This is a genomic window from Halomonas koreensis (assembly GCF_031451675.1).
In the GTDB taxonomy this organism is placed as follows: Bacteria; Pseudomonadota; Gammaproteobacteria; order Pseudomonadales; family Halomonadaceae; genus Halomonas; species Halomonas koreensis.
Map to the genome: position 1 here is coordinate 88597 of NZ_JARWAK010000005.1, position 13690 is coordinate 102286.

The following is a 13690-nucleotide window of genomic DNA, read 5'->3' on the forward strand; positions in this document are numbered from 1 at the left end:
AATTGCCTTGGGGTCAAGCAGTTGGAAGGCCTAGCACTTTGGTCTTCCCGGGGCGGGAAACGCCGACGGCGCCTCGCGGCGCCGTCGGTCGTGGCTCGGCCTGCTCCGCTCAGAGCAGCAGGCGACGGATGTCCGTCAGCACCTGGCCGAGGAAGGCGGTGAAGCGGGCCGCGTCGGCGCCGTTGACCGCCCGGTGGTCGTAGGACAGCGACAGCGGCATGGTCAGCCGCGGCTGGAAGGCCGCGCCGTCCCACACCGGCTTCATCGAGGCCTTGGAGACGCCGAGGATGGCGACCTCCGGGGCGTTGACGATCGGCGTGAACGCAGTGCCGCCGATGGAGCCCAGGCTGGAGATGGTGAAGCAGCCGCCGGTCATCTCCTCGCGCTTGAGCTTCTTCGACTGCGCCTTGCCGGCCAGCTCGACGCTCTCCTTGGCCAGATCGATCAGCGACTTCTGGTCGGCGTCGCGGATCACCGGCACCATCAGGCCGTCCGGGGTGTCCACGGCGATGCCGATGTGCACGTACTTCTTCTGCACCAGGGTCTCGCCGTCGCTCTTCAGGCTGACGTTGAACTGCGGGAACTTGCGCAGCGCGAAGGCGCAGGCCTTGATCAGGAAGGGCAGCGGCGTGAGCTTGGCGCCCTGGGCCTCGGCCTCGGCCTTCATCGACTTGCGGAAGGCCTCCAGCTCGGTGATGTCCGCCTCGTCGAACTGGGTGACGTGGGGCACGTTGAGCCAGCTGCGATGCAGGTTGGTGGCGCCCATCTTCATCAGGCGGCCCATGGGCTTCTCTTCCACCTCGCCGAACTGGCTGAAGTCCTGATCGGGGATCGGCGGGATGCCCATGCCGCCCTCGGCGGCGGGCGCGGCGGCCGGCGCCTTGGCCTGGCCGGCCATCACCTGCTTGACGTAAGCGTGGACGTCCTCCTTGAGCACCCGGTCCTTGGGCCCGCTGGGCTTGACCAGGCCGAGGTCGACGCCGAGCTCGCGAGCCAGCATGCGTACCGCCGGGCCGGCGTGGACGAGCTTGCCGTCCCGCGGCTTGTGGGCGGCCATCTGCGCCTCGGGGCTGGGACGCCCCGCGGGGGCGGCGGCCGGGGCCGCGGGCTGCTCGGCCGGGGCCTTTGCCTTGGGCGCGTCCTGCTGCGGCGCGGCCTGGGGCGCCGGGGCGGCGCCCGCGGTCTCGATATAGCCGATCAGGTCGCCCTCGGAGAGGGTATCGCCTTCCTTGACGGCCAGCTCGACCAGCTTGCCCTTGTAGGGGCTCGGCACGTCCATGGAGGCCTTGTCGGACTCCAGGGTGACGAGGGTGTCCTCCTCGTCGAGCTCGTCGCCCTCGGCGACCGCCACCTCGATGATCGGCACGTCGCTGGAACCGCCCAGGTCCGGCACCCGCACCTCGCGGCGCTGGGGCTCGCCGGACGCCGCCGGGGCGGCGCTCGGCTCGGGCTCGGCGGCCGGAGCCGGCTGCTCGGCGGGCGCGGCCTCGGCCGGCGCCTGGTCGCCGCCGCCGGCGATCTGCATGCTGCCGATGACGTCGCCCTCGGAGACGGTGTCGCCCTCCTTGACGGTCAGGCTGGCGATCTTGCCGGCGTGCGGGCTCGGCACGTCCATGGAGGCCTTGTCGGACTCCAGGGTGATCAGGGTGTCCTCTTCGGCCACCTCGTCGCCCTCGCCCACGGCCACCTCGATGATCTCGACATCGCTGGAGCCGCCCAGGTCGGGCACCTTGATCTCCACGGTCTGGCTGCCGCCGGCGGCCGGCTTGGCGGCCGGCTTGGCGGCCGGCGCGGGCTCGGGGGCGGCCTGGGGCTCGGCGGGGGCGTCCGCCGGGGCCTCGTCGGCCGCCTCGGGCTCGGCGTCGCCGCCGCCCTCGGCCTCGAGCTCGACGATGTCGTCGCCCTCGGAGACGGTGTCGCCCTCCTTGACCAGCACCTTGAGGACCTTGCCGCCCTTGGGCGCCGGCACGTCCATGGAGGCCTTGTCGGATTCCAGGGTGATCAGGGTGTCCTCGGGCTCGATGACGTCGCCTTCCGACACCGCGATCTCGATGATTTCCACGTCGGTGTCGCCACCGATGTCGGGCACTTTGATGATTTCGCTACTCAAGGTCGCGCTCCTTCAAACTCTTGACGGGGGCGGGCCCTCGGGCCCGCCATGCCACCGGGTCGGTCGACGCCTCACACCTCGAGCGGGCTCGGCTTGTTGGGGTCGATGCCGTACTTCTCGATGGCCTCGCCGACGACCTTGCGATCGATCTCGCCGCGGTCGGCCAGCGCCTTGAGCGCGGCCACGGTGACGAAGTAGCGGTTGACCTCGAAGAAGTGGCGCAGCTTCTCGCGGGTGTCGGAGCGGCCGTAGCCGTCGGTCCCGAGCACATGGTAGTCGGTCGGCATCCAGGCGCGCACCTGGTCGGCGAACAGCTTCATGTAGTCGGTGGCGGCGATGGCCGGACCCTGGCGGCCCTCCAGGCAGGCCGTGAGGTGCGGCTTGCCCGGCTCGTCGGCCGGCTTGAGGAAGGCCTGGCGATCGATCTCCAGGGCCTCGCGGCGCAGCTCGTTGAAGCTGGTGACGCTCCAGATGTCGGCGCCCACGCCCCACTCCTCGGCGAGCATCTCGGCGGCCGCCTCGACCTCGCGCAGGATGGTGCCGGAGCCCATCAGCTGCACGCGCTTGTCGCCCTGGGTCTCGCGCAGCAGGTACATGCCCTTGATGATGTCCTCGGCGGGCACTTCCTCGAGGGCCGGCTGCTCGTAGTTCTCGTTCATCACCGTCAGGTAGTAGAAGCAGTTCTCCTTGTCGGCGAACATCCGCTTCAGGCCGTCCTGGACGATGACCGCGACCTCGTGGGCGTAGGTCGGATCGTAGCTGCGGCAGTTGGGGATCATCGACGCCTGCAGGTGGCTGTGGCCGTCCTGGTGCTGAAGCCCCTCGCCGTTCAGGGTGGTGCGCCCGGCGGTGCCGCCGACCAGGAAGCCGCGCGCCTGCATGTCGCCGGCGGCCCAGGCCAGGTCACCGATGCGCTGGAAGCCGAACATCGAGTAGTAGACGTAGAACGGCAGCAGCGTGGTGTTGTGGTTCGAGTAGGAGGTCGCGGCGGCGATCCAGGCGGACATGGCGCCGGCCTCGGTGATGCCCTCCTCGAGGATCTGGCCCTGCTGATCCTCCCGGTAGTACATGATCTGGCCCTTGTCCACCGGCTCGTACTTCTGGCCCTCGGAGGTGTAGATGCCGAGCTGGCGGAACATGCCCTCCATGCCGAAGGTGCGCGCCTCGTCGGGGATGATCGGCACCACCCGCTTGCCGATCTGCTTGTCCTTGACCAGGCCGTTGAGGATGCGCACGAAGGCCATGGTGGTGGAGACCTCGCGGCCCTTGGAGCCGCCGGTCTGGGAGGCGAAGGTCTTGTCCTCCAGGGCCGGGATCGGCAGGGCCTCGAAGTCGCTGCGACGCTGGGGCAGGTAGCCGCCCAGGCGCTCGCGCTGGAGATGCATGTACTTCATCTCCGGGCTGTCGTCGTCCGGCTTGTAGTAGGGCACGTCCTTGAGCTGCTCGTCGGACAGCGGAATGCCGAAGCGGTCGCGGAACTTCCTCAGCGCCTCGTATTCCATGGACTTGACCTGGTGGGCCTCGTTGGCGGCCTCGCCGTCGCCGCCGCCCATGCCGTAGCCCTTGACGGTATGCGCCAGGATCACGGTGGGCCGGCCGTTGGCGTTGTTCACCGCCTCGTGATAGGCCGCGTAGACCTTGAACGGGTCGTGGCCGCCGCGGTTGAGCTTCCAGATGTCCTCGTCGGACATGTCCTTGACCAGCTCGGCGGTCTCCGGGTACTTGCCGAAGAAGTGCTCCCGGGTGTAGGCGCCGCCGTTGGCCTTGTAGTTCTGGTAGTCGCCGTCGACCGCCTCGTCCATGCGCTTCTGCAGGACGCCCTTGGTGTCCTTCTCGAACAGCGGATCCCACAGGCGGCCCCAGACCACCTTCTGGACGTTCCAGCCGGCGCCGCGGAACACGCCCTCGAGCTCGTCCATGATCCGCGAGTTGCCGCGCACCGGGCCGTCCAGGCGCTGCAGGTTGCAGTTGATGACGAAGATCAGGTTGTCCAGCTTCTCGCGGCTGGCCAGGTGGATGGCGCCCAGGGATTCCGGCTCGTCGCACTCGCCGTCGCCCATGAAGCACCACACCTTGCGGTCGTGCATCTCCTTGAGCTGGCGGGAGTCCACGTACTTCATGACGTGGGCCTGGTAGATGGCCTGGATCGGGCCGAGGCCCATGGAGACGGTGGGGAACTGCCAGAAGTCCGGCATCAGCCAGGGGTGCGGGTAGGACGACAGGCCGTCGCCGTCCACCTCCTGGCGGTACTTGTCCATCTGCTCCTCGGTGAGGCGGCCTTCCAGGTAGGCGCGGGCGTAGATGCCCGGCGCCACGTGGCCCTGGATGTAGACCAGGTCGCCCTCGAAGTCGCCGTTGGGGGCGCGGAAGAAGTGGTTGAAGCCCACGTCATAGAGAGTCGCCGAGGACATGAAGCTGGCGATGTGCCCGCCCAGCCCGGGATTCGCGCGGTTGTTGCGGATCACCTGGGCGATGGCGTTGTAGCGGATCACCGAGCGGATGCGGCGTTCCATGAAGAGATCGCCCGGCATCGGCGCCTCGCGGTGCACCGGGATGGTGTTGCGATGCGGCGTCGTCACCGAGAACGGTACCTGCATGCCGTCGCGGCGCACGCGGTCGGCCAGGCGGGTCATCAGGTACCGGGCGCGTTCCTCGCCCTCGCGATCCAGAACCGATTCCAGAGAATCCAGCCATTCCGTGGTTTCGACCGGATCGAGATCTTCTCTTGTCTCAAGACTCATAGACGTCTCTCCGAATGACGTTGGGGGCAACAGCCCCGAAGCAAGGGGGTGTGGCGCTTGATTGGCGGTCATGGGGGGATCGCCCCCATGCCGGGATTCCAGGTTGTAGTCGTTTTACAAGTCGGCGCGACCGTCGTCGGCGGGTGCGCCGACGATACCGCAAACGCTGCTGGCTGCCAATTGAAGCAGATCTGGAAACCATTTTCAAAACCGGAAAACGCCTCCGCATGTCGCGCCTGGCGGCGTTTCGCGGGCATTCGCGACCGGATGCCGCCGACTCGCCCACCGCTCGCGCCCCTTCGCGACACGCGACACCTCCCGAGGCGCCATGGAATGTTTTTTTACGCGGAAATGCCGGCACCGGCCAGGCACTGCCGGAAATAGGCCCAGTCGAAAGCCGGCCCGGGATCGGTCTTGCGTAGCGGCGCGACATGGGCGTGGCCGGTGATGCGCTCGGGGGTCAGCGCCGGATAGCCCGCCAGCAGCGCCCGGGTGGCCGCCACCAGGGCCCGGTACTGGGCGGCGGTGTAGGGCGAGACCTCGTCGCCCTCCAGCTCGATGCCCACCGCGAAGTCGTTGAGCCCGACGCGCTCGGCATCGCCGTCCCGCCAGCGCGAGCGCCCGGCGTGCCAGGCCCGCTCGTGGAAGGGCACGAACTGCACGCACTCGCCGTCGCGGCGGATCAGCAGGTGCGCCGAGACCTCGAGCCCGGCGATCGCGGCGAAGAAGGGATGCGCGGCGGGGTCCAGGCGGTTGGTGAACAGCCGCTCGATGGCGTCGCCGCCGAAGCGGCCGGGCGGCAGGCTGATGGAGTGCAGCACCAGCAGCGAGACCTCGCCGGCCGGCCGGGCGTTGCGGTTGGGCGACGGGACGCGACGTGCGCCCGCGAGCCAGCCCTGGTGTATCGACATGTCTCCCCCTGACGTCTGGCGTGGCGTTTCCCCTATAATGAACGCCCCAAGCCTCCCATCACAGAGATCACGCCACCATGCACTATCAGGATGCCCTCGCCGAAGAGATTCGCGACAGCGCCGCCCGGCTGCTGGCCGAGGACGTCGGCCCCGGCGACATCACCGCCGAGCTGATTCCGGAGAAACAGTGGGCCCGGGCCCGGGTGATCACCCGGGAGGACATCGTGCTGTGCGGCGTGGCCTGGGTCGACGAGCTGTTCCGGCGCCTGGACCCGCGGGTGGTGCTCCACTGGCAGGCCGCCGACGGCGATCGCCTGGCCGCCGGCGCCGTCCTGCTCGAGCTGGAGGGCCCGGCACGCGGCCTGCTCACCGGCGAGCGGGCGGCGCTGAACCTGCTGCAGACGCTGTCCGCGACCGCCACCCGCACCCGCCACTACGTGGACCTGCTCGACGGCACCGGGGTACAGATCCTGGACACCCGCAAGACCCTGCCCGGCCTGCGCCTGGCCCAGAAGTACGCGGTGACCTGCGGCGGCGGGCACAACCACCGCATCGGCCTCTATGATGCCTTCCTGATCAAGGAGAACCACATCGCCGCCTGCGGCGGGATCGCCGCCGCGGTCGAGGAGGCCCGGCGGATCGCCCGGGACCTGCCGGTGGAGGTGGAGGTGGAGACCTTCGAGGAACTCGACCTGGCGCTGGGCGCCGGCGCCGACGTGATCATGCTCGACAACTTCTCGCTTGCCGACATGCGCGAGGCGGTGCGCCGCACCGACGGCCGCGCCACCCTGGAGGCCTCCGGCAACGTCGACGAGACCACCCTGCGGGCCATCGCCGAGACCGGGGTCGATCGCATCTCCAGCGGCGCCCTGACCAAGGACGTCAAGGCCATCGACCTGTCGATGCGCATCGTCGAGCAGGCCTGAGGCCTGAGGCCTCAGGCCTGCTGCGGCGCCAGCGGCTTCTCCAGGTGGCGGCGCGCCAGCCGCTGGCCGCCGCGCTCGACCCATTCCTCACGGACCCGGCGCCAGCCGCGCCGCTCCAGGCCGTCGGCCATCACCAGGCTGGCGTCAATGCTCAGGCGATCGCCGCCCGCCTCGCGCACCAGGCGTTCGGCGTGGCCCAGCAGGTCGCCGCCGATGCCGCGCCGGGCCAGCGACGGCCAGACGTAGAGCGACTCCACGCAGCCGCGGCGGGGGTCGAGCTCCAGGAAGGCCACGCAGCGGCCGTGGCAGGTCGCCACCAGGGTGGTGTAGAGGGCCTGGCGCGCCACCCAGGCGCTGCCCTCCCGGGGCAGCACCGCCGCCCACGCCTCCCGAGCGGCCAGGTCGTAGTGGCCGGCGGCGCCCTGCATCACGGCGTGATGGAAGACCTCGGCCTGGTCGGCGCCGTCCGAGGCCTTGGCCTCGCGATAGAGGATGCGGGGCGGGGTGTCGGCGGTCGCGTGATCGATGTCGATGTGACCCATGCGGGCTTCCCGAGACAGTGAAGACGCCAAGAGACTACCGAAGCGATGGCGCCCCGCCAATGCCCCGTCGCGCCGCCAGCAGGAACCCACGATGAGCGACACTCCCGATGCCTTCCCGCTCTCGGCCATCGGCCGCCTCGAGAGCGACTATCCCGACAAGTTCGGCATTCCCCGTCAGCCGGGCCTGGCCGACGCCGCCCGGGCGACCCTGGTGCTGACCCCGCCCTACGACGACCCGCTGGCGGTGCGCGGCCTGGACGCCTTCAGCCACCTGTGGCTGACCTTCGTCTTCCACCTGAGCCCGGCGCGCTGGACCCCGCTGGTGCGCCCGCCGCGCCTCGGCGGCAACGCCAAGGTCGGGGTCTTCGCCAGCCGCAGCACCCACCGCCCCAACCGGCTAGGCCTGTCGCTGGTGGAGCTCACGGGCATCGACACCGAGGGCGGCGTGCGCCTGCACCTGCGCGGCGCCGACCTGGTCGACGGCACCCCGGTGCTGGACATCAAGCCCTACCTGCCCTGGGCGGAGGCCCGCCCCGAGGCCCGGGCCGGCTTCGCCCCGGCGCCGCCGGAGGCCCTGCCGGTGCGCCTGGCGCCGATGGCCGAGGCGGCGCTGGCCGCCCGCCCCGACGCCGCCAGCCTGCGCCCCCTGATCCACCAGGTGCTGGCCCAGGACCCGCGTCCCGGCTATCGCCGCGGCGCCGAGGAGCGGGTCTACGGCGTCCGCCTGCGCGACCTGGACGTGCGTTTCCGCGCCGTGTCGGCCGACGACGGCGCCACGGCCCTGGAGGTCGTCGAGATCGTGGCGGTCCAGGGGGCATGAACGACGAAGGGCCCCGCAGGGCCCTTCGTTCGGCATGGCCGTCGTCTTCAGCTGAAGTCGACGCCGATCCGCTTGCCCACCTCCTCGTAGGCCTCGATCACGCCGCCCAGGCCCTGGCGGAAGCGATCCTTGTCGAGCTTCTCGCGGGTCTCGGCGTCCCACAGGCGGCAGCCGTCCGGGGAGAACTCGTCGCCCAGCACGATCCGGCCCTGGAAGACGCCGAACTCGAGCTTGTAGTCCACCAGCAGCATGCCGCCGTCGGCGAACAGTTGCTTGAGGACCTCGTTGACCTGGAAGGTCAGGGCCTTCATCTCGGCCAGCTGCTCCGGGGTCGCCCAGCCGAAGGTCTCGGCCAGGGACTCGTTGATCATCGGATCGTGGAGGGCATCGTTCTTGAGGAACAGCTCGAAGGTGGGCGGGGCCAGCTCGCTGCCCTCCTCCACGCCGAGCCGCTTGACCAGGCCGCCGGCGGCGATGTTGCGCACCACGCACTCCACCGGGAGCATGTCCAGGTTCTTGACCACGCACTCGGTGTCGGAGCGCAGGCCCTCGAAGTGGGTGGGAATCCCGGCCTCGGCGAGCTTGCCCATGATGAAGGCATTGAAGCGGTTGTTGACCATGCCCTTGCGCGCCAGAGACTCCATGCGCTCGCCGTCGAAGGCGCTGGTGTCGTCGCGGAAGTGCAGGATCAGGCGATCCGGGTCGTCGGTGGCGAAGACCGACTTGGCCTTGCCGGCGTAGAGTTCTTGGCGCTTTTCCATGGGAGCCTCCACAGGCAACAGTCAGATGGAATTCTGGAATCTCAGGTGATCGCCTGCCAGTCCAGCCCCTGATCCTGGGCTGCCACCGTCAGGCGGGAATCATCGCCGTCGAGCAGGGGCGACAGGGCCTCCAGGGCCAGCTCGGGGCGGTTGTTGTGCTCGGAGAGGTGTGAGCAGACGATGCGCTGCAGGCGATCCAGCCCCAGGCGCTGCAGTAGCCAGGCGGCCTGGGCGTTGGCCAGGTGCCCCCAGCGGCCGCCGACGCGGCGCTTGAGGCTCGGCGGATAGGGGCCGGTCTCGAGCAGATGGACGTCGTGGTTGCACTCCAGGACCAGGGCGTCGCAGCCCCGGAAGGCCTCGACGACGTGCGCGCTGGGATGCCCCAGGTCGGTGAGCAGGCCGAGGCGACGCCCCGCGGCGGCCAGCCGGAACTGCACCGGCTCCCGGGCGTCGTGGGGCACGGTGACCGGGTCGATCTCGACGCCCTTGACGCTGAAGGGCGACTGGGGGGTGATCCAGTGGCGGTGCGGCACTTCGCCCAGCTTGCCCGACAGCCAGGTGCCCGGCGTGAGATGGACCGGCACCTTGTGGCGCCGGGCCAGCGGGCCCACGCCGCGGATGTGGTCGCCGTGCTCGTGGGTGACCAGCACCGCGTCGAGCTGGCGGGGGTGCAGCCCGAAGCGCGCCAGGCGCCGCTCGGTCTCCTTGAGGCCGAAGCCGCAGTCGACCAGCAGGTGGGTCTCGCCGTCGCTGACCAGGGTGGCGTTGCCCTTGCTGCCGCTGCCCAGGGAGGCGAAGCGCAGGCGCCCCTCGGCCGACGGCCGCGTGGCGGGCGCCGTCATCAGCCCAGCAGGCCCGCCACCCGCTCCAGGAGCTCGCGGCGGTCGTCGGCGGAGAGCTCGGCATCGTCGGCCGGCCGGGCCCGCAGCACGCTGCGCTCGGGGCCCTGGGGCTCCAGCACCAGGCGGATCCGCCGCGGGGCCTCGCCGCCCAGGCTGGTCAGGGTGCCCAGCAGGCCCTCGCTGCGGTCGCCGAGGGTCAGGTAGTCCACCAGGAAGACCCCGGCCTCGGCGTCCCGGGCCAGCAGCTCGCGACGCCCCGCCACGGCGAAGTCGCTCTCGAGCTGGTAGCTGAGCTCCGCCCAGGTCCGCTCGCGGTCGAAGGGCAGCACTAGGTGCCACTCGCCGCCCTCCCGGGCGAGCCGCGGCCGGGCGCGGTCCTCGGGCCGCTGCACCGCCAGTGAGGAGGCGCTGGCGGTGGCGCCGCGGGCCTCGAAGCGCCGCTCCAGGGCGCGCAGGCAGCCTTCCACCGGGGCGCCGCCCTGCTCGCAGCGCAGCTCGCTGGATCCGCGCTGCAGGCCGGGGCGGACGCTGAGGCGAGCCTGGTCGGTGACCAGCACGCCCTCGGCGGCATTCCGGCTGGTGACTCGCAGTCCGCGCTCGGCGGCGAAGCGCTCGAGCTCGGACCAGGCGGCGCTGGGCTCGGCCCCGACCACCAGCCAGCGCCGGTCGCCGGCCTCGCGACGCGCGACCTCCCCCGGGGCCACGCCGCTGCCGGCCCCCAGGGCGCGGGGCGGCGGCGCCCGGAAGTCCTCGCCCTGGGCGACGAAGCGCCCTTCCGCCCGGGGCACCGGCATGGCATCCCGGTAGCGTCGGTCGTCGCGGCTGTCGGGCAGCACCAGGGGGGCGCTCGGCTCGGCCTCGGCATAGTCGACGGCACGGTCATCGTAGTAGCCGTCGCGGGCACAGCCGGCCAGGGCCAACGCCGCCACCAGCGGCATCCATTTCAGCGCAGAGGTCATGCGTCCACCTTGCTCCAGTTGTCCAGGTCGCGCCGCCGGGCGGCGCCTCGGGCGTCTTGCCCCGGGCGGCGCGAGGCGCCCGGGGCACGGGATGACGCCTCAGTCGTCGGTCACACCGGCCAGCTGCAGCGCCTCGCTGACGGTGGAGTGGTACTTCTCCGAGAGCCAGGTCAGCGGCAGCCGGATGCCGGCCTCGGCGAGGCCCATGCGGTTCAGGGCCCACTTGACCGGGATCGGGTTGGCCTCGATGCCCAGGTTGGTATGCAGGGGCATCAGGCGGGTGTTGATCTGGTGGGCCTTCTCGCTGTCGCCGGCCACCGCGGCGGCGCACAGGTCGTGCATGGCCCGGGGCGCGACGTTGGCGGTCACCGAGATGTCGCCGTGGCCGCCCATCAGCATGAAGTCGCAGGCGGTGCCGTCGTCGCCGGAGTAGAGCATGAAGTCGCTGCCCTCGAGCCGGGAGATCAGGTCCTCGGCGCGCTCCAGGTTGCCGGTGGCGTCCTTGAGGCCGACGATGTTGTCCACCTCGGCCAGGCGCAGCACGGTCTCGTTGTAGAGGTCCGAGCAGGTGCGCCCCGGCACGTTGTAGAGGATCACCGGCAGGTTGCTGCCCTCGGCCACGGCCTTGAAGTGCTGGTAGAGGCCTTCCTGGGTCGGCTTGTTGTAGTAGGGGCACACCGACAGGCAGTAGTCGGCCCCCACCTCGCTGGCGTAGCGGGCCAGCTCCACCGCCTCGGAGGTGGCGTTGGCGCCGGTGCCGGCGATCACCGGGATCCGGCCGCCGACCTCCTCGACCACGGTGCGGATCACGTCGAAGTGCTCGGCGAACGACATGGTCGTCGGCTCGCCGGTGGTCCCGGCCGCGACGATGGCATCGGTGCCGTTGTCCAGGTGGAAGTTGACCAGGGCCCGCAGGGCCTCCCAGTCGATGTCGCCGTTGACCTTCATCGGTGTCGCCAGCGCGACGATGCTACCCGTGATCATCCTCTTCTTGTCCTCTCGCTGCCTGCCGGGCGACCGCGGGCCCGGGCCGCCATGGAAACACCCGCCCTCGCCTGCGGGCTCGATGCCAGGGGACAAATGGTACTCAGGCCTCGAGAGCCTGTACAGCGGCGACTTTACAGCGACGCGCGGGTTGCGTGTAATCGGGCCTTTCACCCCGACCGGAGGACTCCCCATGAGCGTCAGCCTCGGCCAGCCCGTGCCCGATTTCACCGCCACCGCCACCGGCGACACCACCCTCACGCTCTCCGAGCTGCGCGGCCGCCAGGTGGTGATCTACTTCTACCCCAAGGCCAGCACGCCCGGCTGCACCACCGAGGGCGGCGACTTCCGCGACCGCAAGGCGGACTTCGACGCCGCCAACACCGTGATCGTCGGCGTGTCCCGGGACGGCATCCGCGCCCAGGAGAACTTCAAGGCCAAGCAGGGCTTCAACTTCACGCTGCTCTCCGACAAGGACGAGGCGGTGTGCCGGCTGTTCGACGTCATCAAGCTCAAGAAGCTCTACGGCAAGGAACACCTGGGGATCGAGCGCAGCACCTTCCTGATCGACGCCGAGGGCAAGCTGGCCCGGGAATGGCGCAAGGTGAAGGTCAAGGGCCACGTGGACGAGGTCCTGGAGGCCGCCCAGGCGCTGCACGCCGGCCAGTGACCGCCGGGGCCGCCGCCGCGATCCGGCCCCGGCGGCGGCCTCAGGCCTCCTCGGCCGCCTCGCGATCCTGGTGGGCGGCCTCCTCCCGGCGACGCTGCTGGATGCCCCGGGGCCAGGCATAGACCAGCGCCTTGAGCAGCGTGGCCAGGGGAATGGCGAAGAAGATGCCCCAGAAGCCCCAGACGCCGCCGAAGAACAGCACCGCCAGGATGATCGACACCGGGTGCAGGTTCACCGCCTCGGAGAACAGCACCGGCACCAGGACGTTGCCGTCCAGGGCCTGGATCACCCCGTAGGCGATCAGCACGTAGAGGAACTGGTCGCCGAGGCCGAAGTGGAAGCCGGCGACGGCCGCCACCGGCACCGTGGCCACGGCGGCGCCGATGTAGGGCACCAGCACCGACAGCCCCACCAGCACCGCCAGCAGCGCCGAATAGGGCAGCCCGAAGAAGGCGAAGGTGAAGAAGGCCACGGTGCCGACGATCACGATCTCGGTCGCCTTGCCGCGCACGTAGTTGGCGATCTGGGCGTCCATCTCCTGCCAGACCCGGGTCATCAGGCCGCGCTGGCGCGGCAGCAGCGAGACCGCGAAGCCCACCAGCCGGTCGCGGTCCTTGAGCATGAAGAACACCAGGATCGGCACCAGCACCAGGTAGACGATCAGCCCCACGATGTTGCCCAGCGAGGCCAGCGACAGCGACAGCGCCCGCTGGCCGATCTGGGTCACCTCGCGGCCGGCCATGGCGATCCAGTTCTGGATCTGGTCGGGGGTCACCAGCTGGGGATAGCGGGCCTGGAGGTCGTCGAGCAGCTGCTGGCCGCTGGCGAACATGCGCGGCGTCTCCTGGACCAGGTTGACCAGCTGGGTCCAGATCAGCGGCAGCAGGATCAGCGCCATGGCCAGCAGCACGCCGAGGAAGGCCAGGTAGACCAGCATCACCGCCAGGAAGTGCGGCACGCGCCGGCGGGTCAGGGCGTTCACCCCGCCCTGGAGCAGGAAGGCGATGACCAGGGCGGTGAGGAAGGGCGCCAGCATCTTGCCCAGCCAGATCACCACCGCGAAGCCGAGCACCAGGACGACCAGCAGGATCACCGCCTCCTCGTCGGAGAGGTAATGGTCGACCCAGCTGCGCAGGACGGCGCGCAGGGTCATGATCCCGTCTCCCCGCCCTTGCGGATCCAGTAGTGATAGACCTCGCCGCGCGTCTCGCGCGCCGGCATCTCATGGGGGCTCTGGGCGACGAAGGTCTCGAAGTCCCGCCAGGAGCCGGCATCGGTGGCCATCACCTCCAGCAGCTGGCCCGGAGCCAGCCGGGACAGCGCCTGCTTGGCCTTGAGCAGGGGCAGCGGACAGGGAAGCCCCCGTGCGTCGAGGACGTCGTCGGGTTGCACGGCCATGTTGTCTCCCGGGAGAATGCCTGGGC

At 70.4% G+C, this 13690-nt stretch carries 13 protein-coding genes; 3 read left to right on the forward strand and 10 right to left on the reverse strand.

Annotated elements, in window-relative coordinates:
- Positions 1-109: 109 nt before the first annotated feature.
- From aceF to ampD, 3 genes are all read right to left on the reverse strand, one after another.
- Positions 110-2110 (reverse strand): dihydrolipoyllysine-residue acetyltransferase, encoded by a 2001-nt coding sequence (aceF, locus tag QC818_RS07665; protein ID WP_309652253.1) that lies wholly within the window; start codon positions 2108-2110, stop codon positions 110-112.
- Positions 2111-2181: 71 nt separating this feature from the next.
- The gene (gene aceE, locus QC818_RS07670; protein WP_309652254.1) at positions 2182-4851 is read right to left on the reverse strand and encodes a pyruvate dehydrogenase (acetyl-transferring), homodimeric type; all 2670 of its coding nucleotides are present in this window, start codon (positions 4849-4851) and stop codon (positions 2182-2184) included.
- Positions 4852-5192: 341 nt separating this feature from the next.
- Positions 5193-5762, reverse strand: coding sequence for a 1,6-anhydro-N-acetylmuramyl-L-alanine amidase AmpD (gene ampD / locus QC818_RS07675; protein ID WP_309652255.1), 570 nt, complete (start codon positions 5760-5762; stop codon positions 5193-5195).
- A gap of 77 nt (positions 5763-5839) precedes the next feature.
- Here ampD and nadC point away from each other — a divergent pair, with 77 nt between their 5' ends.
- A complete protein-coding gene (gene nadC, locus QC818_RS07680; protein WP_309652256.1) occupies positions 5840-6688 on the forward strand; it encodes a carboxylating nicotinate-nucleotide diphosphorylase in 849 nt (282 codons plus the stop codon).
- Positions 6689-6699: 11 nt separating this feature from the next.
- On the opposite strand, the gene QC818_RS07685 is transcribed toward nadC, so the two are convergent.
- Positions 6700-7230, reverse strand: coding sequence for a GNAT family N-acetyltransferase (locus QC818_RS07685; RefSeq protein WP_309652257.1), 531 nt, complete (start codon positions 7228-7230; stop codon positions 6700-6702).
- 91 nt (positions 7231-7321) lie between these two features.
- Between QC818_RS07685 and tsaA the strand changes: the two genes are divergently transcribed.
- On the forward strand, positions 7322-8050 hold the full coding sequence (gene tsaA / locus QC818_RS07690; protein WP_309652258.1) for a tRNA (N6-threonylcarbamoyladenosine(37)-N6)-methyltransferase TrmO: 729 nt from the start codon (positions 7322-7324) through the stop codon (positions 8048-8050).
- A 47-nt stretch (positions 8051-8097) separates the two neighbouring features.
- On the opposite strand, the gene purC is transcribed toward tsaA, so the two are convergent.
- The 4 genes from purC to dapA form a co-directional block, all read right to left on the reverse strand.
- A complete protein-coding gene (gene purC, locus QC818_RS07695) occupies positions 8098-8811 on the reverse strand; it encodes a phosphoribosylaminoimidazolesuccinocarboxamide synthase (protein ID WP_309652259.1) in 714 nt (237 codons plus the stop codon).
- 41 nt (positions 8812-8852) lie between these two features.
- Positions 8853-9653 (reverse strand): MBL fold metallo-hydrolase, encoded by an 801-nt coding sequence (locus tag QC818_RS07700; protein ID WP_309652260.1) that lies wholly within the window; start codon positions 9651-9653, stop codon positions 8853-8855.
- On the reverse strand, positions 9653-10612 hold the full coding sequence (locus QC818_RS07705; protein WP_309652261.1) for a lipoprotein-34: 960 nt from the start codon (positions 10610-10612) through the stop codon (positions 9653-9655). Before QC818_RS07705 ends, QC818_RS07700 begins: the two co-directional genes overlap by 1 nt.
- Before the next feature lie 99 nt (positions 10613-10711).
- Complete coding sequence (dapA, locus tag QC818_RS07710; RefSeq protein WP_309652262.1) at positions 10712-11596, reverse strand: 4-hydroxy-tetrahydrodipicolinate synthase; 885 nt, start codon at positions 11594-11596, stop codon at positions 10712-10714.
- Positions 11597-11789: 193 nt separating this feature from the next.
- Between dapA and QC818_RS07715 the strand changes: the two genes are divergently transcribed.
- Positions 11790-12266 (forward strand): peroxiredoxin, encoded by a 477-nt coding sequence (locus tag QC818_RS07715; RefSeq protein WP_309652263.1) that lies wholly within the window; start codon positions 11790-11792, stop codon positions 12264-12266.
- Between the two features lie 40 nt (positions 12267-12306).
- Here QC818_RS07715 and QC818_RS07720 read toward each other — a convergent pair whose 3' ends face one another.
- Entirely contained in the window at positions 12307-13419 is a 1113-nt protein-coding gene (locus QC818_RS07720) for an AI-2E family transporter (RefSeq protein WP_309652264.1), read from the reverse strand.
- Positions 13416-13664 carry a sulfurtransferase TusA family protein gene (locus QC818_RS07725; RefSeq protein ID WP_309652265.1) on the reverse strand — a complete coding sequence of 83 codons (249 nt, stop codon included), beginning with the start codon at positions 13662-13664 and terminating at the stop codon, positions 13416-13418. Before QC818_RS07725 ends, QC818_RS07720 begins: the two co-directional genes overlap by 4 nt.
- Between the last annotated feature and the right edge of the window lie 26 nt (positions 13665-13690).

Coding starts and splice junctions, on each gene's coding strand:
- ampD (WP_309652255.1), bottom strand. CDS start 5,762: ATGTCGATACACCAGGGCTGGCTCGCGGGCGCACGTCGCGTCCCGTCG.
- purC (WP_309652259.1), bottom strand. CDS start 8,811: ATGGAAAAGCGCCAAGAACTCTACGCCGGCAAGGCCAAGTCGGTCTTC.
- QC818_RS07685 (WP_309652257.1), bottom strand. CDS start 7,230: ATGGGTCACATCGACATCGATCACGCGACCGCCGACACCCCGCCCCGC.
- QC818_RS07725 (WP_309652265.1), bottom strand. CDS start 13,664: ATGGCCGTGCAACCCGACGACGTCCTCGACGCACGGGGGCTTCCCTGT.
- QC818_RS07700 (WP_309652260.1), bottom strand. CDS start 9,653: ATGACGGCGCCCGCCACGCGGCCGTCGGCCGAGGGGCGCCTGCGCTTC.
- nadC (WP_309652256.1), top strand. CDS start 5,840: ATGCACTATCAGGATGCCCTCGCCGAAGAGATTCGCGACAGCGCCGCC.
- QC818_RS07720 (WP_309652264.1), bottom strand. CDS start 13,419: ATGACCCTGCGCGCCGTCCTGCGCAGCTGGGTCGACCATTACCTCTCC.
- tsaA (WP_309652258.1), top strand. CDS start 7,322: ATGAGCGACACTCCCGATGCCTTCCCGCTCTCGGCCATCGGCCGCCTC.
- aceE (WP_309652254.1), bottom strand. CDS start 4,851: ATGAGTCTTGAGACAAGAGAAGATCTCGATCCGGTCGAAACCACGGAA.
- QC818_RS07705 (WP_309652261.1), bottom strand. CDS start 10,612: ATGACCTCTGCGCTGAAATGGATGCCGCTGGTGGCGGCGTTGGCCCTG.
- QC818_RS07715 (WP_309652263.1), top strand. CDS start 11,790: ATGAGCGTCAGCCTCGGCCAGCCCGTGCCCGATTTCACCGCCACCGCC.
- dapA (WP_309652262.1), bottom strand. CDS start 11,596: ATGATCACGGGTAGCATCGTCGCGCTGGCGACACCGATGAAGGTCAAC.